The organism is Streptomyces sp. A01, assembly GCF_059026195.1.
In genome coordinates this window covers 313261-329724 of sequence record NZ_JBWLKN010000001.1, presented here as the reverse complement: position 1 = coordinate 329724, position 16464 = coordinate 313261, and the positions used below count along the sequence as shown (strand labels likewise).

Annotated in this window: 15 protein-coding genes; 10 read left to right on the top strand and 5 right to left on the bottom strand. The window is 72.4% G+C overall.

From position 1 onward, the window contains the following. The first annotated feature begins 39 nt into the window (after positions 1 to 39). Together AC5P1B_RS01225 and AC5P1B_RS01220 are read left to right on the top strand one after the other, a co-directional pair. A complete protein-coding gene (locus AC5P1B_RS01225) occupies positions 40 to 1176 on the top strand; it encodes an enolase C-terminal domain-like protein (RefSeq protein WP_493884232.1) in 1137 nt (378 codons plus the stop codon). Between the two features lie 176 nt (positions 1177 to 1352). Continuing rightward, positions 1353 to 2564: an FUSC family protein gene (locus tag AC5P1B_RS01220; RefSeq protein WP_493884231.1), complete on the top strand. Its 1212-nt coding sequence runs from the start codon at positions 1353 to 1355 to the stop codon at positions 2562 to 2564. Positions 2565 to 2821: 257 nt separating this feature from the next. On the opposite strand, the gene AC5P1B_RS01215 is transcribed toward AC5P1B_RS01220, so the two are convergent. After that, positions 2822 to 3247, bottom strand: a complete 426-nt coding sequence (locus AC5P1B_RS01215; RefSeq protein ID WP_493884230.1) for a DUF5709 domain-containing protein — start codon at positions 3245 to 3247, stop codon at positions 2822 to 2824. A gap of 235 nt (positions 3248 to 3482) precedes the next feature. Between AC5P1B_RS01215 and AC5P1B_RS01210 the strand changes: the two genes are divergently transcribed. Next, a complete protein-coding gene (locus tag AC5P1B_RS01210) occupies positions 3483 to 3902 on the top strand; it encodes a CBS domain-containing protein (RefSeq protein WP_493884229.1) in 420 nt (139 codons plus the stop codon). 153 nt (positions 3903 to 4055) lie between these two features. Here the strand turns inward: AC5P1B_RS01210 and AC5P1B_RS01205 are convergent, their stop codons facing one another. Further along, positions 4056 to 4619: a GNAT family N-acetyltransferase gene (locus AC5P1B_RS01205; RefSeq protein ID WP_493884228.1), complete on the bottom strand. Its 564-nt coding sequence runs from the start codon at positions 4617 to 4619 to the stop codon at positions 4056 to 4058. A 387-nt stretch (positions 4620 to 5006) separates the two neighbouring features. Between AC5P1B_RS01205 and AC5P1B_RS01200 the strand changes: the two genes are divergently transcribed. Together AC5P1B_RS01200 and AC5P1B_RS01195 are read left to right on the top strand one after the other, a co-directional pair. Then, positions 5007 to 6665 carry a serine/threonine-protein kinase gene (locus AC5P1B_RS01200; RefSeq protein WP_493884227.1) on the top strand — a complete coding sequence of 553 codons (1659 nt, stop codon included), beginning with the start codon at positions 5007 to 5009 and terminating at the stop codon, positions 6663 to 6665. A 292-nt stretch (positions 6666 to 6957) separates the two neighbouring features. Beyond that, complete coding sequence (locus AC5P1B_RS01195) at positions 6958 to 8673, top strand: ABC-F family ATP-binding cassette domain-containing protein (RefSeq protein ID WP_493884226.1); 1716 nt, start codon at positions 6958 to 6960, stop codon at positions 8671 to 8673. Between the two features lie 90 nt (positions 8674 to 8763). Here AC5P1B_RS01195 and AC5P1B_RS01190 read toward each other — a convergent pair whose 3' ends face one another. Continuing rightward, entirely contained in the window at positions 8764 to 9699 is a 936-nt protein-coding gene (locus AC5P1B_RS01190) for an SGNH/GDSL hydrolase family protein (RefSeq protein ID WP_493884225.1), read from the bottom strand. 502 nt (positions 9700 to 10201) lie between these two features. Here AC5P1B_RS01190 and AC5P1B_RS01185 point away from each other — a divergent pair. Both AC5P1B_RS01185 and AC5P1B_RS01180 read left to right on the top strand, forming a co-directional pair. Beyond that, positions 10202 to 10951, top strand: a complete 750-nt coding sequence (locus AC5P1B_RS01185; RefSeq protein ID WP_493884224.1) for a Mut7-C RNAse domain-containing protein — start codon at positions 10202 to 10204, stop codon at positions 10949 to 10951. 263 nt (positions 10952 to 11214) lie between these two features. Next, positions 11215 to 11562, top strand: coding sequence for an MmcQ/YjbR family DNA-binding protein (locus tag AC5P1B_RS01180; RefSeq protein WP_493884223.1), 348 nt, complete (start codon positions 11215 to 11217; stop codon positions 11560 to 11562). Positions 11563 to 11839: 277 nt separating this feature from the next. Here AC5P1B_RS01180 and AC5P1B_RS01175 read toward each other — a convergent pair whose 3' ends face one another. Beyond that, complete coding sequence (locus AC5P1B_RS01175) at positions 11840 to 12250, bottom strand: four-helix bundle copper-binding protein (protein WP_493884222.1); 411 nt, start codon at positions 12248 to 12250, stop codon at positions 11840 to 11842. Between the two features lie 444 nt (positions 12251 to 12694). Between AC5P1B_RS01175 and AC5P1B_RS01170 the strand changes: the two genes are divergently transcribed. Both AC5P1B_RS01170 and AC5P1B_RS01165 read left to right on the top strand, forming a co-directional pair. After that, positions 12695 to 13150, top strand: a complete 456-nt coding sequence (locus tag AC5P1B_RS01170) for an SPW repeat protein (RefSeq protein WP_493884221.1) — start codon at positions 12695 to 12697, stop codon at positions 13148 to 13150. Positions 13151 to 13727: 577 nt separating this feature from the next. Further along, positions 13728 to 14258 carry a TerD family protein gene (locus AC5P1B_RS01165; protein WP_493884220.1) on the top strand — a complete coding sequence of 177 codons (531 nt, stop codon included), beginning with the start codon at positions 13728 to 13730 and terminating at the stop codon, positions 14256 to 14258. A 175-nt stretch (positions 14259 to 14433) separates the two neighbouring features. Here AC5P1B_RS01165 and AC5P1B_RS01160 read toward each other — a convergent pair whose 3' ends face one another. After that, a complete protein-coding gene (locus AC5P1B_RS01160; RefSeq protein ID WP_493884219.1) occupies positions 14434 to 15021 on the bottom strand; it encodes an ABATE domain-containing protein in 588 nt (195 codons plus the stop codon). Between the two features lie 96 nt (positions 15022 to 15117). Between AC5P1B_RS01160 and AC5P1B_RS01155 the strand changes: the two genes are divergently transcribed. After that, on the top strand, positions 15118 to 16383 hold the full coding sequence (locus tag AC5P1B_RS01155; protein ID WP_493884218.1) for a SufS family cysteine desulfurase: 1266 nt from the start codon (positions 15118 to 15120) through the stop codon (positions 16381 to 16383). The last annotated feature ends 81 nt before the right edge of the window (positions 16384 to 16464 follow it).

The window sequence follows — 16464 nt, the reverse complement described above, 5'->3', positions numbered from 1 at the left end:
CCCCCAGCACGGGCCCCACCCCGCGACGAGAGCCCGCCGATGACCCTGGGCGGCACCGCCCGCGGCGGCGGAACCGGCCCCCTGGTGGACAGCCTGTCCGCCACCGCCTGCACCATTCCCACCGATGTACCGGAAGGCGACGGAACCCTGGAGTGGGACTCCACGACGGTCGTCCTCGTGCACGCCAGGTCCGGCTACACCGTCGGCCTGGGGTACACCTACGGCGCGCCGGTCACCGCGGCCGTCGTCAACCAGCACCTGGCCGCTGAGGTCGTCGGCCGGAGCGCCTGGGACGTGCCGGCGGCCAACGAGGCGATGAGCCACGCCATGCGCGACGCGGGCCGCCCCGGGCTGGTCTCGGCCGCCATCTCCGCGGTCGACATCGCCCTGTGGGACCTCAAGGCCCGCCTCCTCGGCCTGCCCCTGGTGCGGCTGCTGGGCGCCTGCCGCGAGGCCGTGCCCGTGTACGGAAGCGGCGGCTTCACCACGTACGACGACAGGCGGCAGGACCGGCAGCTGCGCGACTGGTGCGAGTTCCAGGGCATACCCCGCGTGAAGATCAAGATCGGCGAGGCCAGGGGCGGCGCCGAGCAACGCGACAGGGAGCGGGTCGCCAGGGCGCGCGTGAGCATCGGCGGCTCGGCGGAGCTGTACGTCGACGCCAATGGCGCCTACGCCCGCAAGCAGGCGATACGGCTCAGCTCCCACCTCGTCGCCGAAGGCGTCACCTGGTTCGAGGAGCCCGTCTCCTCCGACGACCGGACAGGGCTCGCGCAGGTCCGCGCCGCCGTGCCGATGGACGTCACCGCAGGTGAGTACGCGTACGGTCTCCCCCAGTTCCACGACCTGCTCAGCGCCGGTGCCGTGGACTGCCTCCAGGCCGACGCCACCCGGTGCGGGGGCATCACCGTATGGCTGCGGGCGGCGGCCCTGGCCGAAGCCGCCGGAGTGCAGATCTCCAGCCACTGCGCCCCGCACGCGCACGCGCATGTGGCGGCCGCTGTGCCCAACCTCCGGCACGTCGAATGGTTCCACGATCACGTACGCGTGGAATCCCTGCTCTTCTCCGGGGTACTCGGTCCCGGCGGCGGCGACCTCTACCCCGGCGGTGACGGGTCGCCCGGTCTCGGGCTGACCCCGCACGCCGACATCGCCCGGGCCTTTCGCACCGGCTGACGGTCCTGCCGCCCTCCGGCACCGTCGTTACCCACACCTGGAGGACTCTTCATGCTCCGGACGCCGTCCCGGCGCCAGTTCCACCGTCCCGCCGACCGCGACGGCGGTCGGCGCACCTCAGCGCCGCCCCGCCGTGAGCCGGCCCGCGTCGCCGTGCGTGGCGCGGCGGGCCACCGGTGAGCGCGCCCGGCCCGGCGGACGGCGTGCGGGCGGGGGTGCGGCGACTGCGGCTGGGGGCGCGCCACTCACTCGACTACCTGAAGCGGGCGGCGCGTCGGCCGGGCACGGAACGGGACGACGTCCTGCTCCAGGCCAAGTCGGCGGCAGCGGCCGTCATCGCCTGGCTGGTGGCTTCGTGGCTGCTCCAGCCCCAGGTCAGGACGTTCGCACCGTTCGCCTCGCTGCTGGCCTCGCAAGCGACGGTGTACCGGTCCTTGCGGCACTCGATGCGGTACCTGAGCGCCGTGGTGCTCGGCATGGTGCTCGCCGCGCTCTTCGGATCACTGGCGGGCGTGCACACCTGGAGCCTGGCCGTGCTGATGGTCATCGCGCTGGCCATCGCGAAGCTCCAGCACCTGGGCGCGCAGCGTCTCCAGGTGCCGGTGACCGCCCTGTTCGCCTTCACCTCCGGTGGCGGAAACGCCACCTACATCGGCCACCTGGGTCTCGCGGTGCTGATCGGCGTCGGATGCGGGGTCGTCCTCGCGGTGTTCCTCGCTCCGTCACCGCGCTTCCACACCGCTGAGGAAGCGATGACCGAGCTGTCGGGCGAGGTGTGCGGGCTGCTGTCGGACATGTCCCGCACGCTGCGGGAATCGGCCCCCACCGCCGAGCAGGCACAGGAGTGGCTGGAACACGCCAACACCGTGGAGTCCGTCGCGCGGCGGGCGCGCGCCACGGTCGAGAGCGGCGAGGAGAACGCCAAGCTCAACCCGCGCCGTCTGCTGTCCGGTGGCCCGCACACGCTTCCGGGCTATCACACGGTGATCAACACCCTGGACCGGGTGGGCGCCCAGGCGCGGTCCCTCGCCCACGGCCTGTCGTACGCCGCGCAGAGCGAGTACTACGACGCGCTGGCCCGCGACTTCCTGACCGCGTACGCCGACCTGCTCGCCGACACCGCCAGGGCGGCGGAGATATACAGCTCGGCGGAGGAGAGCCGCGACGGCCGGCGCGATGAACTGCTCGGCCACGTACGGCAGGGGCGGCGACGCTACCGCGAACTGGTCGAGCAGAGCCGCCGCGAGCACCTGGACGCGCCCGGTGAATGGCCGCTGTACGGCACCCTCCTGACCGATGCCCACCGCATCCTCGACGAGCTCCATGCCCCCTCGTCCGGCACGTCGCCGTCTTCGCCGTCCCCGCAGTCATCAGCGCCGTCACCGTAATGCCGCGGGTTCCGTACGGCGGCTGCGGCGGGGCGGCAGCCAGAACGACGACCAAGACGATGACAAGGACGACGGACCGCGGGTCCCGGTCCCCGGGTGGCGATCCCGGTCCCCGGGTGGCGGGAGGTGAACGCGGCAGGGCCCGGGCGAACGGTCGGTACCGGTCGGCCGGGCCCTGCCGCAGCCGTGGCCGCCACGGCCGCTGTTCCATCAGGGGCCGGCGTGCCGTCAGGGTGCGTGGTCCTCAGGGTGTGCGGTCAGACCCTGCGGTCCTCGTCGTCCACGATGTGGACGGCCGCCTCCTCGGCCGTGAGGCCGCTGGTGGAGCCCTCCTGCGAGTAGACGTCCTGGTTCCGCGGCTTGTCGGGGTCCGGCTCGTCGTAGAGCAGCCCGGCCGGTTCGTCCTCCGGCGTGTCCGCCCAGGCCGCCTCCACCACGTCCTCCTCCGCAGGGGCGGTCGCGGCACCCACGTCCGGTTCCTCGTCGGCCAGCCGCTCGTCGAGCGGTTCCCGCTCCCACGCCTCGTTGGTGGTCGTGCTCCGGTACTCGGCGATGGTGGGTTCGTCGCCCGGTACGGGCAGCTGCTGAGGGTCCGACGCACGCTGCTGCTCCGGCGTCCCGTCCTGCAGGTCGGGGATGCCTTCGTCCTCGGGGTCCGCGCCTGGATCGTGCGGAGTGGTCACGGCGTCCCTCCTCCCTCTTCCGCCTTCCGCGGCCGCCGGGCGGGGCCCGCCCGGAAGCGTTTGTTTCGTTCCGGCCTCCCGGGTGCCCGTCACCGGCGTCGCTATGCCCACCGTGATCACGCGACGCCGGACCGGGGCGCCGACCGCGGCTGTTTGCTCCGCGGCCGCCAGGGAACCCGGGCCGCGTTGCACCAGGAACTGACCGCCGGAAAATCGAGATGAGGGTGAGCGAATCGTGCCTACCGCACGCGGAATCATGACCCCTGGCGCTGAGTGCGTCGGTGCCCAGGACAGCGTCCTCGCGGGCGCCCGCAAGATCACCGAGCTCGGTGTCGGCGCCTTGCCCATCTGCGGTACCGACAACAAGCTCAAGGGAGTCCTCACCGACCGCGACATCGTGGTGAAGGTTCTCGGCGCGGGCAAGGACCCGGCGCAGACGAAGGCGGGCGACCTGGCCCAGGGGGAAGCGGTGACCATCGGCGCCGATGACGACGTCGAAGAAGTGTTCGCCACCATGAAGCAGCACAAGGTCCGCCGCCTGCCGGTCATCGACGGGCACACCTTGGTGGGCATGGTCGCCCTGGCCGACGCGGCCAAGGCACTGCCCGACCCCAAGGCCGGAGAGCTGCTGGAAGCGCTCTCCTCCGACGACTGAGCCGCGGGACTCCCGGTGGCCGCCGCGCTGCGGCTGTCCGGAGAAGCGGGCGATGCCGGGCAGGCCATGGAGCTGCCCGGCATCCCGGCTGCCCACGCCGCTCACCGCTGAGGCGGCGACGGGCCTGCCGGGCCCGGCCCTGGGGGAGGTCGCTCAGTGGCCGAGCGGGATCTCGTAGTGCACCGTGCCGAAACCCGGCCCGTGTTCGCCGGTCGTCCGGGCGTCGAACACCTCCTTGGCCACGTCGTCCCAGAAGCCCCGCGCTCCTGGGACGTCGACGTTGGTGTGCAGATAGACGCAGTCGTAGCCCTCGGTCGCCGCGGCGAACGCGCACGCCGTCCGCACCATGGCCCGCGCCAGCCCGTGCCGACGGTGGTCCGGCCGCACATAGACGCGGACGAGCTGGGCCGTGGAACCCGAGGGGTAGCGCTCGGCGAGCCAGCGCGGGTGGGGCGGGTGGGCCGGGCCACGGGAGAGCAGGCCGGTGGTTCCCACGACCTCGTCGTCCAGCGTGGCCACCACGAGCAACTGGCGCGGGTCATCGAGATACGCGCCCTTGATGTCGATGACATCGGCATGCCAGGCGGGAACGTAGCCGTAGCCGAATTCCTGGTAGAACGTGTCCAGCATGACCTGGCGGGCGCCCTCGCAGTCCTGGAGGCGGGCCGTCCTGACCTCGTAGGGACCGGTCATGTGGGGGCTGGTGTTGTCGCGCATGCGCTCACCCTACACGCTTAATGAAAATCATTCCCAACAGGCCGACCGGGGTAGCGGGCCCCGCGCCGCCGCCGCTCCGGCATGGGGCGTACGGGCGCCGGGCCGAGGGCTGATCACCGACCGTATCGGGCATAGGCCGGGCGGGGTCGGCCGCGCCCGGCTGGCGAGCGCGGCGGCCCTACGGGGCGTCAGGAAACGAGCCCGGCTGGGTTCGTACGGCAGGCGGCGGTCCGTCCTTGGTGGTTCGGCGACCGGGTGGGTGGTACCCGGACAGGCCCGGCGCGTCCTGCGGCTGCCGGGACCAGCCAGGTTCCCCGCTGCCGCCGGGCGGTTGTACGGGAGCGGGATGCAGGCGAGAATCCGCTCGTCCACGGCTGAGGGAGAGACATGGTTGAGGCTCTGCGGGCGGAGGACCCCCAGGTGATCGCGGGGTACCAGCTCAGGGGCCGGCTCGGTTCCGGCGGTATGGGGGTGGTGTACCTCTCGTTCAGCCGGGGCGGGCAGCCGGTGGCCCTCAAGGTGGTACGGCACGAGTACGCCGAAGACCCCGAGTTCCGCCGCCGGTTCAGCCATGAGGTACGGGCCGCGCGTCGCGTGCAGGGCCCGTACACGGTGCCGGTGCTCGACAGCAACGTGGACTCCGCGCAGCCGTGGCTGGCCAGCTCCTACATACCGGGGCCCGCGCTCGCCGAGGCGGTCCCCGAGCATGGGCCGCTGCCGCCGACAACGGTGCTCTCGCTGGTCGCCGGGGTCGCTGAGGCCCTGCAGTCGATCCACGCCGCCGGTGTGGTCCACCGGGACCTGAAGCCGACCAATGTGCTGCTGGCCTCTGACGGGCCGCGTGTCATCGACTTCGGCATCGCGCGGTCCGCCGACGCGACGGCCCTGACGGGCACGGACGTACGACTGGGCACTCCCGCCTACATGTCGCCCGAGCAGGTGACGGGGCATTCGGCGGGCCCCGAGATCGATGTCTTCGCGCTGGGCATCGTGGCGTACTACGCCGCGACCGGAAGCCACCCGTTCGGCGAGGGGGACGGACAGGCCCTGCTGTACCGGATCGTCTCCCAGGAACCGCAGTTGGACGACTGCCCGGATCGGCTGCGCGGGGTGATCGCGCGTTGCCTGGCCAAGGACCCCGCCCGGCGCCCCACCCCCGCCGAGGTGATAGAGCTGTGCCGGTCCGCCGCGGGAGCGGCGTCCTTCGAGCGTGGCACCGGGTGGTGGCTGCCGCAGCCGGTGGCGGCCGAGGTGACCCGCCGGGAAGCGGCGTCCTCGGCGCTGCCCTCTTCCGCTTCCGGCGAGCCGGGGGTCGCCCCGCCCGACGAGTCGACCCGGCAGCTCACCGCTGACGCCGCCCACACGAGCCGCACCGGGCGCCGACGGCTCGCCCTCGCCTTCGGAGTCGGGGCGCTCGCGGCCCTGCTGGTCGGCGGCGGCACAGCGCTCATCATCACTCAGCTGCCGGGCGACAGCACCGCGAAGGGCAGCGGCGGCGACAAGGGCGGGGGCGACGAGGCGCGCGACAGGCCCAAGGAAGAGAACGGCTGGACACGCACCCAGGACAACACGGCACTGGTCATCCGCCCTCCCGCCTCGGAGGGTGACGCGTTCGCCGACTGCGCGGCCGCACCGTCGACCTTCGTGGACCTGGACAGCATGAAGGTCACCACGGACAGCAACCACGGCAACTACATCGCTGACGGCCAGACCCTGGAGTACATGAACTGCGGCCGTGGCGGCAAGGCCCCGGGGAGCGGCCTCAAGCTCCGCGACGGGCAGGGCGTCATGGGCTCGGTCACCCAGCGGGACGTGGGCCCGGCGGAGTGCCGGGACGCCGCCCGTACGGCCAATCTGCCCAATCCGGTCTCCATCAAGAAGATCCAGAACGGTGCCGTGCTGAAGAAGGACCTGGGCATCTGCGTCGAGACGACCAAGAAGAACGTGGTCCTGTTATGGATCACCCGCGTGGACAAGCACCCGGACAATCACGGCCTGCGGACCTACGTCACGACCAGCACCCAGTGGACCCCGAGGAACTCCTGACCCGCCCCTGACCACGGGCGGCCACGCCTGCCGCCCGAGCTCGCGCGCCGCCGCACGGCTCGCCCCGTCCGGGGCGCCGCTCAAACCACTTCCCGGCATCGCGGGCCTGTGGCTACACTCGGCAGCATGGTTTCGCACTACTTCTTTCTCTGATTCCGGGCACGGTCCCGGCGCGACCCGCTGACCCTTTTGGTCGGTGCGCGGTTGAGCGTCGGCCCACTGCGTCGGCCCGTCGAAACCAGCCCCGGCCCGCCATGCGGCACCGAGGGCATGCCATATCAGGGAAAGAACCATGCGCGATCGCGCTCATACGCACGCCCATCTGACCGTCAAGGACGTCTCCAAGGCGTACGGGGACCGCTCCGTCCTCGACCAGGTGTCGCTGACCGTACGGCCTGGAGACAAGGCCGCCGTCATCGGAGAGAACGGCTCCGGCAAATCCACCCTGCTCCGACTGCTGGCCGGGGCCGAACAACCGGACACCGGGGAGATCACCGTCCACTTCCCCGGCGGCACCGGATACCTCGCCCAGACCCTGGACCTCGACCCCGCGTCCACCGTGCGGGACGCCATCGACCTCTCCCTCGCCGACCTGCGCGACCTGGAGCGGCGGATGCGGGAGGCCGAGGCCCGGATGGCGGAAGCCACCGAGGCCGAACTCGCGGCGTACGGCGAGCTGCTGACGTCGTACGAGGAGCGCGGCGGATACCAGGCCGACGCCCGTGTGGACGCCGCGCTGCACGGCCTTGGTCTCGGCCACCTGGCCCGCGACCGGCACCTGGGGTCGCTGTCCGGTGGCGAGCAGTCCCGGCTCGCCCTGGCCTGCGTGCTCGCCGCCGCACCGGAGCTGCTGCTGCTGGACGAGCCGACCAACCACCTGGACCAGCAGGCCACCGGCTGGCTGGAGGAACAGCTGCGGGCACACCACGGCACCGTCGTCGCCATCACCCACGACCGGGCCTTCCTGGAGCGCGTCGCGACCACGGTCCTGGAGGTCGACCGGGACACCCGGGCGGTGACGCGGTACGGCGACGGGTGGTCCGGTTACCGGGCCGCGAAGGCCGCCGCCCGCCGCCGCTGGGAGCAGGACCACCTGGAGTGGCTGGCCGAGGTCGCCCGTACGGAAGCGCTCGTCGCAGCCGCCGGGCAGCGGCTGGCGGGCAGCGGCAAGGACCCCGGCGAGGGGTTCGGCAAGCACCGCCGCTCCCACGAGGCGAAGCTGTCAGGGCAGGTCAGAGCCGCGCGGCAGCGCCTTCACCGGCTACGGCAGGAGCCAGTGCCCGCCCCGCCGGAGCCCCTGCGGTTCACAGCACGGCTCCCCGCGGCGGGCGGACCGCACCCCGGCGCGGACGGGCAGGGCGGCGTCGCGGACGCGGACGGGCAGGGCGGGGCCACGGACGGGCCTGATGTGCTCGCCGAGCTGGCCGGGGTCGCCGTCGGCGACCGGCTGCGGGTGGACGCGCTCACGGTGCTGCCCGGGCAGCGGCTGCTGGTGACCGGGCCCAACGGCGCGGGCAAGACCACGCTGCTCCGCGTCCTCGCCGGGGACCTGGAACCGGACGAGGGCACCGTGCGCCGCCCGGCCCGGATCGGCTACCTCGCGCAGGAGTTGCCCGCCGTGCCGTCGCGGTTGCCGCTGCTGCGGGCCTTCGCCGCCGGACGCGGCGGGCTTCCGGACGAGCACACCGAGGAGTTGCTGGCGCTCGGCCTGTTCCGGGAGGAGGACCTGCACGTGCCGGTCGCCGCACTCTCGATCGGCCAGCGGCGCCGGCTGGAGCTGGCCCGCCTGGTGACCCGGCCCGCCGACCTCCTCGTTCTCGACGAGCCCACGAACCATGTGGCGCTGAGCCTGGTGGAGGAGCTGGAAGCCGCCCTCGCCGCGTACGAGGGGGCGGTCGTCGTGGTCTCGCACGACCGCCGCTTCCGTGGCGGCTTCGAGGGTGACCGGCTGGAGCTGGCCGACGGACGCGCCCGCGAGGCGGCCGCCACCGGCGCGTCCCCGCGCTGAGCGCCATCGGCGCGGCCGCGGACCACACCCCGCCCGCCCGGCTCCCGGGCGGACGGGGTGCCGCCCGGGAACCGGGGCCGCGCCGTCTGGTCAGCGCCGCACTGGTTCGGCGCGGAGCGCGCGGGCGACGGCTTCGGCCGTGCCCGCCATGCCCGCGGCGCGCGGGTGGTAGCTCGCGGCCCGCGTCAGGTCGGTGTCCTTCCCCTGAATCCACGCCCGCCCTCCCGGGGCGCAGATGTCATGGCCGCGCGAGGGTGTGTAGGTGTCGACGTAGGCGGTCCTGCCGTCCTTCTCGGCAGCCCGCCGCAGCATGGCGTTGAGTTCCCGCTCGATGGAGTCGACCCAGGGCACGTCGCCGTCGGCGAGGGGCAGCAGGTCCGGGCACGTGCCGGTCTCGGGGGCGATGCGGGGATAGCCCACCAGCAGCACCTTCGCCTTCGGTGAGCGGTCGTGGACGCCCCGCAGGACGTCGGCGACGCGGGGCTCGATGGCGGCTGCCCGCTGCTTCATGGTGTCGACGCCCTCACCGGTGGTGAAGGCGTCCTGGCAGGGGTTGCCCTTCGGGTCCTCGGCGGTCTTCGTGGGGCAGGTCCCGGTCAGCGTGCCGAAGATGTTGTCGTCGTTCCCCGAGATGCCGACGGTGACCAGGTCCGTGTCCGCGGTGAGCGCGTTGAACTGCGGCGCGTTCACACCCAGCGGCACCGACTGTGACTGCCTCATGTGCTCGCTCGTCGCGCCCCCGCAGCTGACGTCGGTGAACGAGCGCACGCCGAGCTTCCTGGCCAGCAGGGACGGATAGTTCTGGGTGGAGCGGAAGCAGCCGAGCGGGTCCAGTCTCATCAGCGGGATGAGCGGTCCTGAGGTGTAGGAGTCACCGAGCGCCACGTACTTGGCGTACGTGGCCGCCGTGGGCGCCGGGCCGGGCGCGGCGCTGTCGACGGCGGTCGCCGCCGGGGCGCTGAGCAGCGCGCAGGTCACGGCTGTGGCGGTCAGGACGGCGTGACGGGCAGTGGAGCGCTTCGACATCTTCGCCTCGCAGGGGGAGTTGGATGCTCTGCCGACCGGGACTGACCGGCCGGGGGCGGCCCGGCCGGTCCCGTGCTGAGGCCGCTCGACCGGCCACGTCATCGCCTCCGCGCCGCCTCTTGGCTGTCCCTGACGGATTCACGCGCACATCGGATACGGCCCCGCATCGTGTGGGCAAACTGGTTCAAGCGTCAAGACCCGTGCGGGAGTTGGCGCGCTCCCCACCTACGGCCCGGCCCGGACGTGGCAAGCGCCCCCGGTGCCCCGCCCCGGCGCCGGGGCGCCTCCGGCCAATACCCCGTCACTTCCGCGAGGCGTGCCACCAGGCCGCCGAGGGCGTTCACCATCTGACGCGCGCGGGCGCCGCGCGGCAGCCGGGCAACCCCTCCGCTCGGTCGGACCGGTCCGGGCCCGGTCGGCTTCCGGCGGGCCCGCGCGCCCGCGGCCAGAGATGGACGAAAGCCTGAGGCGCCGTCGCCGTCAGCGATGGCATGCTGGCGCCGTGAACGGACCCGAGATCCACGTTGCCTTCGATCCTGAGCTGCGCGTCTTCGTCGCCGCCGAACGGCGTGGCGGCCCCGCCCCCGTCATCACCGACGGACTGTCCTCGCTCGGGCACGTCGTGGAGTCGCTCGGCGTTCCGCTCACCGAGGTGGGGCGGCTACTGACCGACGGGCGGCAGGTCCCGGCGTCCCATGTGCCGGTGGCGGGCGAGCGCGTGCGGGTGTGCGCTGTCAAGCGTCCGCAGTGGGTGGCGGGGGCACCACTGCGGTTCCTGCTCGATGTGCACCTGGGGACGCTCGCGCGGCGGATGCGGCTGCTGGGCATCGACACGGCGTACGAGAGCGAGGACATCGGGGACGCGGCGCTGGCCGCGCTGTCGGCGGCCGAGCAGCGGGTGCTGCTCTCCCGGGACAGGGGGCTGCTGCGGCGGCGGGAGATCTGGGCGGGGGCGTACGTCTACAGCGATCAGCCCGGAGAACAGCTCCGGGACGTCCTGGGCCGGTTCGCTCCCGAGCTCGCGCCGTGGACGCGGTGCAGTGCCTGCAACGGGCTGCTGGCGGACGCCGACAAGGAGGCCGTCCAGGAGCGGCTGGAGCACGGCACGCGCACCACGTACGACGTCTTCGCCCAGTGCACGGCCTGCGAGCGCGTCTACTGGCGCGGCTCGCATCACGCGCGCCTTGAGGCGATCGTGGAGGAGGCGATGCGGGAGTTCGCCGCCGCGGAGAAGCCGTCCGGAGACCGGTAGCCCAGTCGTCCAGCCCGCCGCGCGGGCGCTACGACCCGGTCCCTACGGCCGGCACCCGAGGGCTACGAGACCATCGGCCAGACCATCGCGGCCCATCGGTGACCGGCCCCGCGCAGGCGGCTGGAGCCGCCCCTGGGCTTCGGCCGCCGCGCGGGCCGGACGGCGGATCGAATCCCGGCCCCGGTGCGTGACGTCGGTGAGCGCGAGCGGCATCATCGTGAGGTGCTGGGGCGCCTGTCACACCCTGTGATTAACGTTGCCCTATGACCGATTCCGATGATGTGCGCCGCATCGCCCTGTCCCTGCCCGAGACGGTGGAGAAGCAGGCCTGGGGCATGCCCACCTTCAGGGTGGCGGGGAAGATGTTCGTGACGATGCCCGACGACCAGACGTCGTTCGCCGTGCGGTGTCCCCGGCTTGAGCGGCGGGAGCTGATCGCGGCGGAGCCCGCGAAGTTCTGGGTGCCGCCGCACGAGGCCGGCTCGAACTGGGTCCGGGTGCGGATCGCCGCGCTGGAGGACACCGGCGAGCTGCGGGACATCGTTGTGGACTCGTGGAAGCAGGCGGCGCCGCCACGGCTGCTGGAGGACTTCTCGCCCGTGACCGGCTGAGGCGCCGCCCGGACGCCCGCGCCTGAGGCGACCCCGCCGGGGGCGCGGGCCGAGCCTCGGCTGCCGGGCTGGCGGCAAGTCGCTCTCTCGCGCCGCCGTCTTCGCCCCGCCCTGGACGGCCGCCATCGATAGCTGCGCCTGGCACTGGCCCACGGAGCCCACGGGCAGCATCCTGGTAAGCAGCGCGATGCCGTCCCCGATGGGCCCCGGCGTCCCTCAGGCCGCGGCCGTCCTGGCCGGCCAGCGGGACTATCTCGCCCTCCGGCCCTGCCCGCCGTCAGCCCAGCGACGCCAGCAGGGTCCGGCACGCCTCCTCGCAGCGCCGGCATGCCTCGGCGCAGACCCGGCAGTGCTCGTGCGCGGCGGCGTGCTTCTCGCACTCGTCAGCGCATGCCTTGCACACGGTCGCGCAGGCTTCGAGCTGAGCCCGGGTGATGTTGGCGTCGTATCCGGTGTGCCGGGACAGGACCGACCCGGTCGCGGAGCAGATGTCCGCGCAGTCCATGTCGGTACGGATGCACTTGGCCAGGTCGCCGATCGCCCCCTCGGACAAGCAGGCGTCAGCGCACGCCGTACACGCCTGCGCGCACACGGCGCACTCCTCGATGCAGCGCTCCAGCGCCTCCCGGTCTACGCCACCCAGGTCGGCAGGGTAGGTGCGCAGCATTTCCTTGACCTGCGTGGTCATGGTGACCTCCTCGTCCGTCCTCTTCCGGCCTTGTTCGTCGCTTCATCGCGGCATTGATCGTCAGCGGTCGGCTGCCGGCCGCTGGTCGGCCTCGCCCGCCGAGCCGCCGGGCCCGTCCGGCCCGGCCGATCCGGAAGGTCGGCCTCCGTGCCCGGGTTTCACCCGATCATCCGGCGCAAACCCCCTTTCGCACGGCGGGCTTACGACCGCCTCGCCGCCGCGAGCAGGGGCGCCCTGTCCCGGCGACCACGGCGTTGATCACGCGGAGCAGGGGCGCCCGCCCACCCGGGACCGGCCCACGCGGCCAGGCACACCTGTCCCGTTTTTCGCGAAGGGTGATACCGGGTGATAACTACCGATAAAGGCGAGATAAGAGCACAATGGAGTCGGCCCCTACGCCGCAACGTGCGGTCAGGCTTGCTCGAACCAAAGGAGGCGAGTCGAATGGCCAAAGTCTCGCGTCACCCGGGTGATCTTTCCGGCCACCCGGACGTGCCGGAAATGCAGGAACGCTACGCGCGCATGATTGGGAAGCAGGGCGTGACAGCGGTCGACGGGCTCCTGTTGCTCGCCGGTCTGTACGTGGCGATCTCGGCCTGGACGGTCCACTTCGCCGCGACGAGCACCGAACTCGCCCTCAACAACCTGATCATGGGAATCGCCATCGCCGTGATGGGCCTGGCGCTGACCATGGCCCCCGAGCGGATGGCGGGACTGAGTGGTGCCTGCGCCGCCATCGGCCTGTGGCTGATCGTGTCGCCGTGGGTCGTCACCCGGGCCCCGCTCCCCGACGCCGGAATGATCTGGAACAACGTCCTCACCGGTGCCGTCATCTTCCTGCTCGGACTCGCTGCCGCGAGCATGGTGACACGCGCCGCCCGGACCAACAGAGAGGGCTGAGCTCCGCCCCGCCGTCCCGGCCCAGGGGGCCAGTTCGGTCCATGGGCAGCCTCGGCCCGCGGCGGGCGACCGCGCCGGTGACACCGCTCACCGGCGCGGTCGTATGTCGTATGTCGTATGCCGTGTGCCGTGGTCGTGTGCGGTGCGGCTCCCCCACACCCGGCCCGGCGCCGCGCCACGTCGGCGCCCAGCCCGGCCCCCTCCGGCACTCCCCCGCGCTGACGCACGCGGCGGCTTCGAGGGACTTCCCGCTTCGAGGACATCCGGGGATCTTCCTGAGCGCGGCGAGGCCGCCCGCGCCCGTACGGCGGCCGCCGCCACCCCGACCGCCCCGGCGGGCTGCGCGACGGCTGCCGTCGTGCGCGCCGGAGCACGCGGGCGGCGCACGCGGGCGGGAACACAGACCCTCGGCGGGGCGCTTCCGTCATGCCGGGCGCTCCGCGCGCGACTCCGTCCGCCCGTCGCATCGCACCTGGTGAACGGGATCGCCCCACGCCCCGTCAACTGCGCGGCCTGGGGATACGCTTGAGCGCGGACGCGCCTTTCGTATCAGCCCCGTTCCAGGGAAGGGAAATTCGTGAACAGTCTCAACAAAGGGCTCAAGAAAGTCGAGGTGGCCCTCAAGTGGGACCCGAGTCCCGCTGGTGAGCCGATCAACGATCTCGATATCGTCGCGGCGACGTACGCCGCTGACGACCCGTACGGCGATCCCGTATATCTCGTGCACTTCGACAGCCGGTCGCCTGACGGCACCATCACGCTCAACCGGGACAGCCGCACCGGCCAGGGGTTCGGTGTCGACGAGGCCATGACGCTGGAGCTTGAGCGGCTGTCGGAGACGTACTCCCGTGTCGTGGTGGGTGTCGCCATCCAGCAGAGCGACGGGCGCAAGACGTTCGGCGACGTGGCCAACAGCGGCGTCCGCATACTGGAGCGGGACAACGAACTCGTCCAGGACGACTTCGCCTCGGTGGCCGCTTCGACCGCCGCCACGGTCGCCGAGTTCTCCCGGGACGACACGGGACAATGGCAACTCCGGGAAATCGTCCGGGGATTCGATACGGGACCGGCCGAATTCCCCCAGTTGATGGGCAAGAAGATTTCCTGATCCCGCCGCTCCTCACTGAGACGCCTCATGCGCGGGGATGAGGTGTTCCAGGTATTCCGGTGCGTCTTCCTCTCTTTCACAGCGGCGACCGGCCGCCGCCCCGCAGAGCGGCGCCACCTCGGTGCGCGCGGCCCGTCGCCCGGTCGCCGGGCGTGATCAGCGCGCCCGGGTCCGGCTACTGCCCCTTGCGCGCCGCGTAAGCCCGCGCGGCCCTGACCCTGTTGCCGCATTTCGTGGTGCACCAGCGGCGGGCCGCGTGGGAGCGCAGGAACCACCGGTCGCAGCCCTGCGCCCCGCACTCCGCGAGTTGCCCGGCCTCGGGCCCGGTGAGCAGCTCCGTCCCGTCTTCGGCGAGCAGGGAGAGCGCGGCTCCGGCGGGGTTCCCCGTGTCCGGCTCGTCCGCCCGGTACGGACCTTCGGCCGTCCAGAGCAGTCGCGGGGTGGAGGGCGCCGCCGCCAGCGCCGCGTTCACCGTCTCCAGGCTCGCCGCCTGGGGTGCGCGGCGGGCGCCGTGCGCCGTGAACAGCTCGCGCAGCGCCTCCCGGAGTGAGCGCAGGCGGCTGAGCTGCCTGCCGCCGAGCGCCACCCGGTCCGGGAGGAGTTCGTGGCGTACGAGCCACAGCTGCGCCGCGCCCGTGTCCTCCAGCAGATCGATCGGCCCGTGGCTCACCGTGAAGCGGGTGTTCACCAGGGCGAGGGAAGCGAAGCGCTCCTCTCCGGGGACGGGCAGCTGGTGCAGGTAGTACGGGGTCTCGTGATCCACCGCCTCATGCTAACGCTTGAACTTCTCCGTGAGGAGAGTTAGCTTCTCTCACGCCAAACAACGCCAGAAGGCGTGAGAAATCAGAAGGTGCCCACCGTGGCCATCGATGGTGACAAGCTCCGCGAGGATTTCCCGATCCTGCGGCGGCGGATGGAGAGCGGTGCCCAGCTCGTCTACTTCGACTCGGGCGCCACGACGCAGAAGCCACTGCCCGTGCTGGACGCCGAGCGGGAGTTCTATCTGACACGCAACGCCGCGGTGCACCGCGGGGCGCACCAGCTCGCCGGGGAGGCCACCGAGGCGTACGAGGAAGCCCGGGGCACCATCGCCGGGTTCATCGGCGCGGACCAGGGCGAGATCGTCTTCACCAAGAACACCACGGAGGGCATCAACCTCCTCGCGTACGCCCTCGGTGAGGCGTGCCCCCAGGGCCCCGCGGGTGCCGGGGACGCCTCGGCCATCGGCCCCGGCGACAAGATCGTGGTGTCCGAGATGGAGCACCACGCGAACCTCGTGCCCTGGCAGCGGCTCGCCGAGCGGTCGGGCGCGCGGCTGGAGTGGTTCCGGCTCACCGACGAGGGCCGCCTCGACCTGGACGACCTCGACCGGCTCGTGGACGAGGACACCAGGATCGTGGCCCTCACTCATCAGTCCAACGTCCTGGGCACCGTCAATCCGCTGCGCCTGATCGCCGACCGCGCGCACGCCGTCGGCGCGGTCCTGGTGGTCGACGGCGCCCAGTCCGTACCCCACCGGCCCGTCGACGTCGCGTCGCTGGGTGCCGACTTCCTCGCCTTCTCGGGCCACAAGATGCTCGGCCCGAGCGGTGTCGGTGTGCTGTGGGGCCGCCGTGAACTGCTCGAAGGGCTGCCGCCGTTCCTCACGGGAGGCTCGATGATCAAGGTCGTCGAGATGGACCACTCGACGTTCCTGCCGCCGCCCCAGCGGTTCGAGGCGGGCGTGCCGATGACCGCCCAAGCGGTGGGCCTGGCCGCGGCCGTGGACTATCTCCAGGCGCTCGGCATGGACGAGGTGGCCGCCCACGAGGACGCGCTGACCGCCCACGCGCTGGAACTCCTCGCCGGGATACCCGGCGTGCGGATCATCGGCCCGCCGGACCTCACCGAGCGCGGTTCAGCGGTCTCCTTCACCGTCGACGGTGTTCACCCGCACGACGTGGGTCAGATCCTCGACGACCGGGGCATCGCCGTACGGGTGGGGCATCACTGTGCCCGCCCGATCGTGCGCCGCTACGGCATTCCGGCGACGACCCGGGCGTCGTTCCACGTCTACAACACCCTGGCCGAGGTGGAAGCGCTGGCCGACGGAGTCCGCGCGGCCCAGGCGTACTTCGCCCGGTAGCGGCGCCCACGGTGGCCGCTCGCCGACACGCCCCTATGGACTCATGGGTTCCGCTCGTGGTCGGCCATTCTGGTCACGACA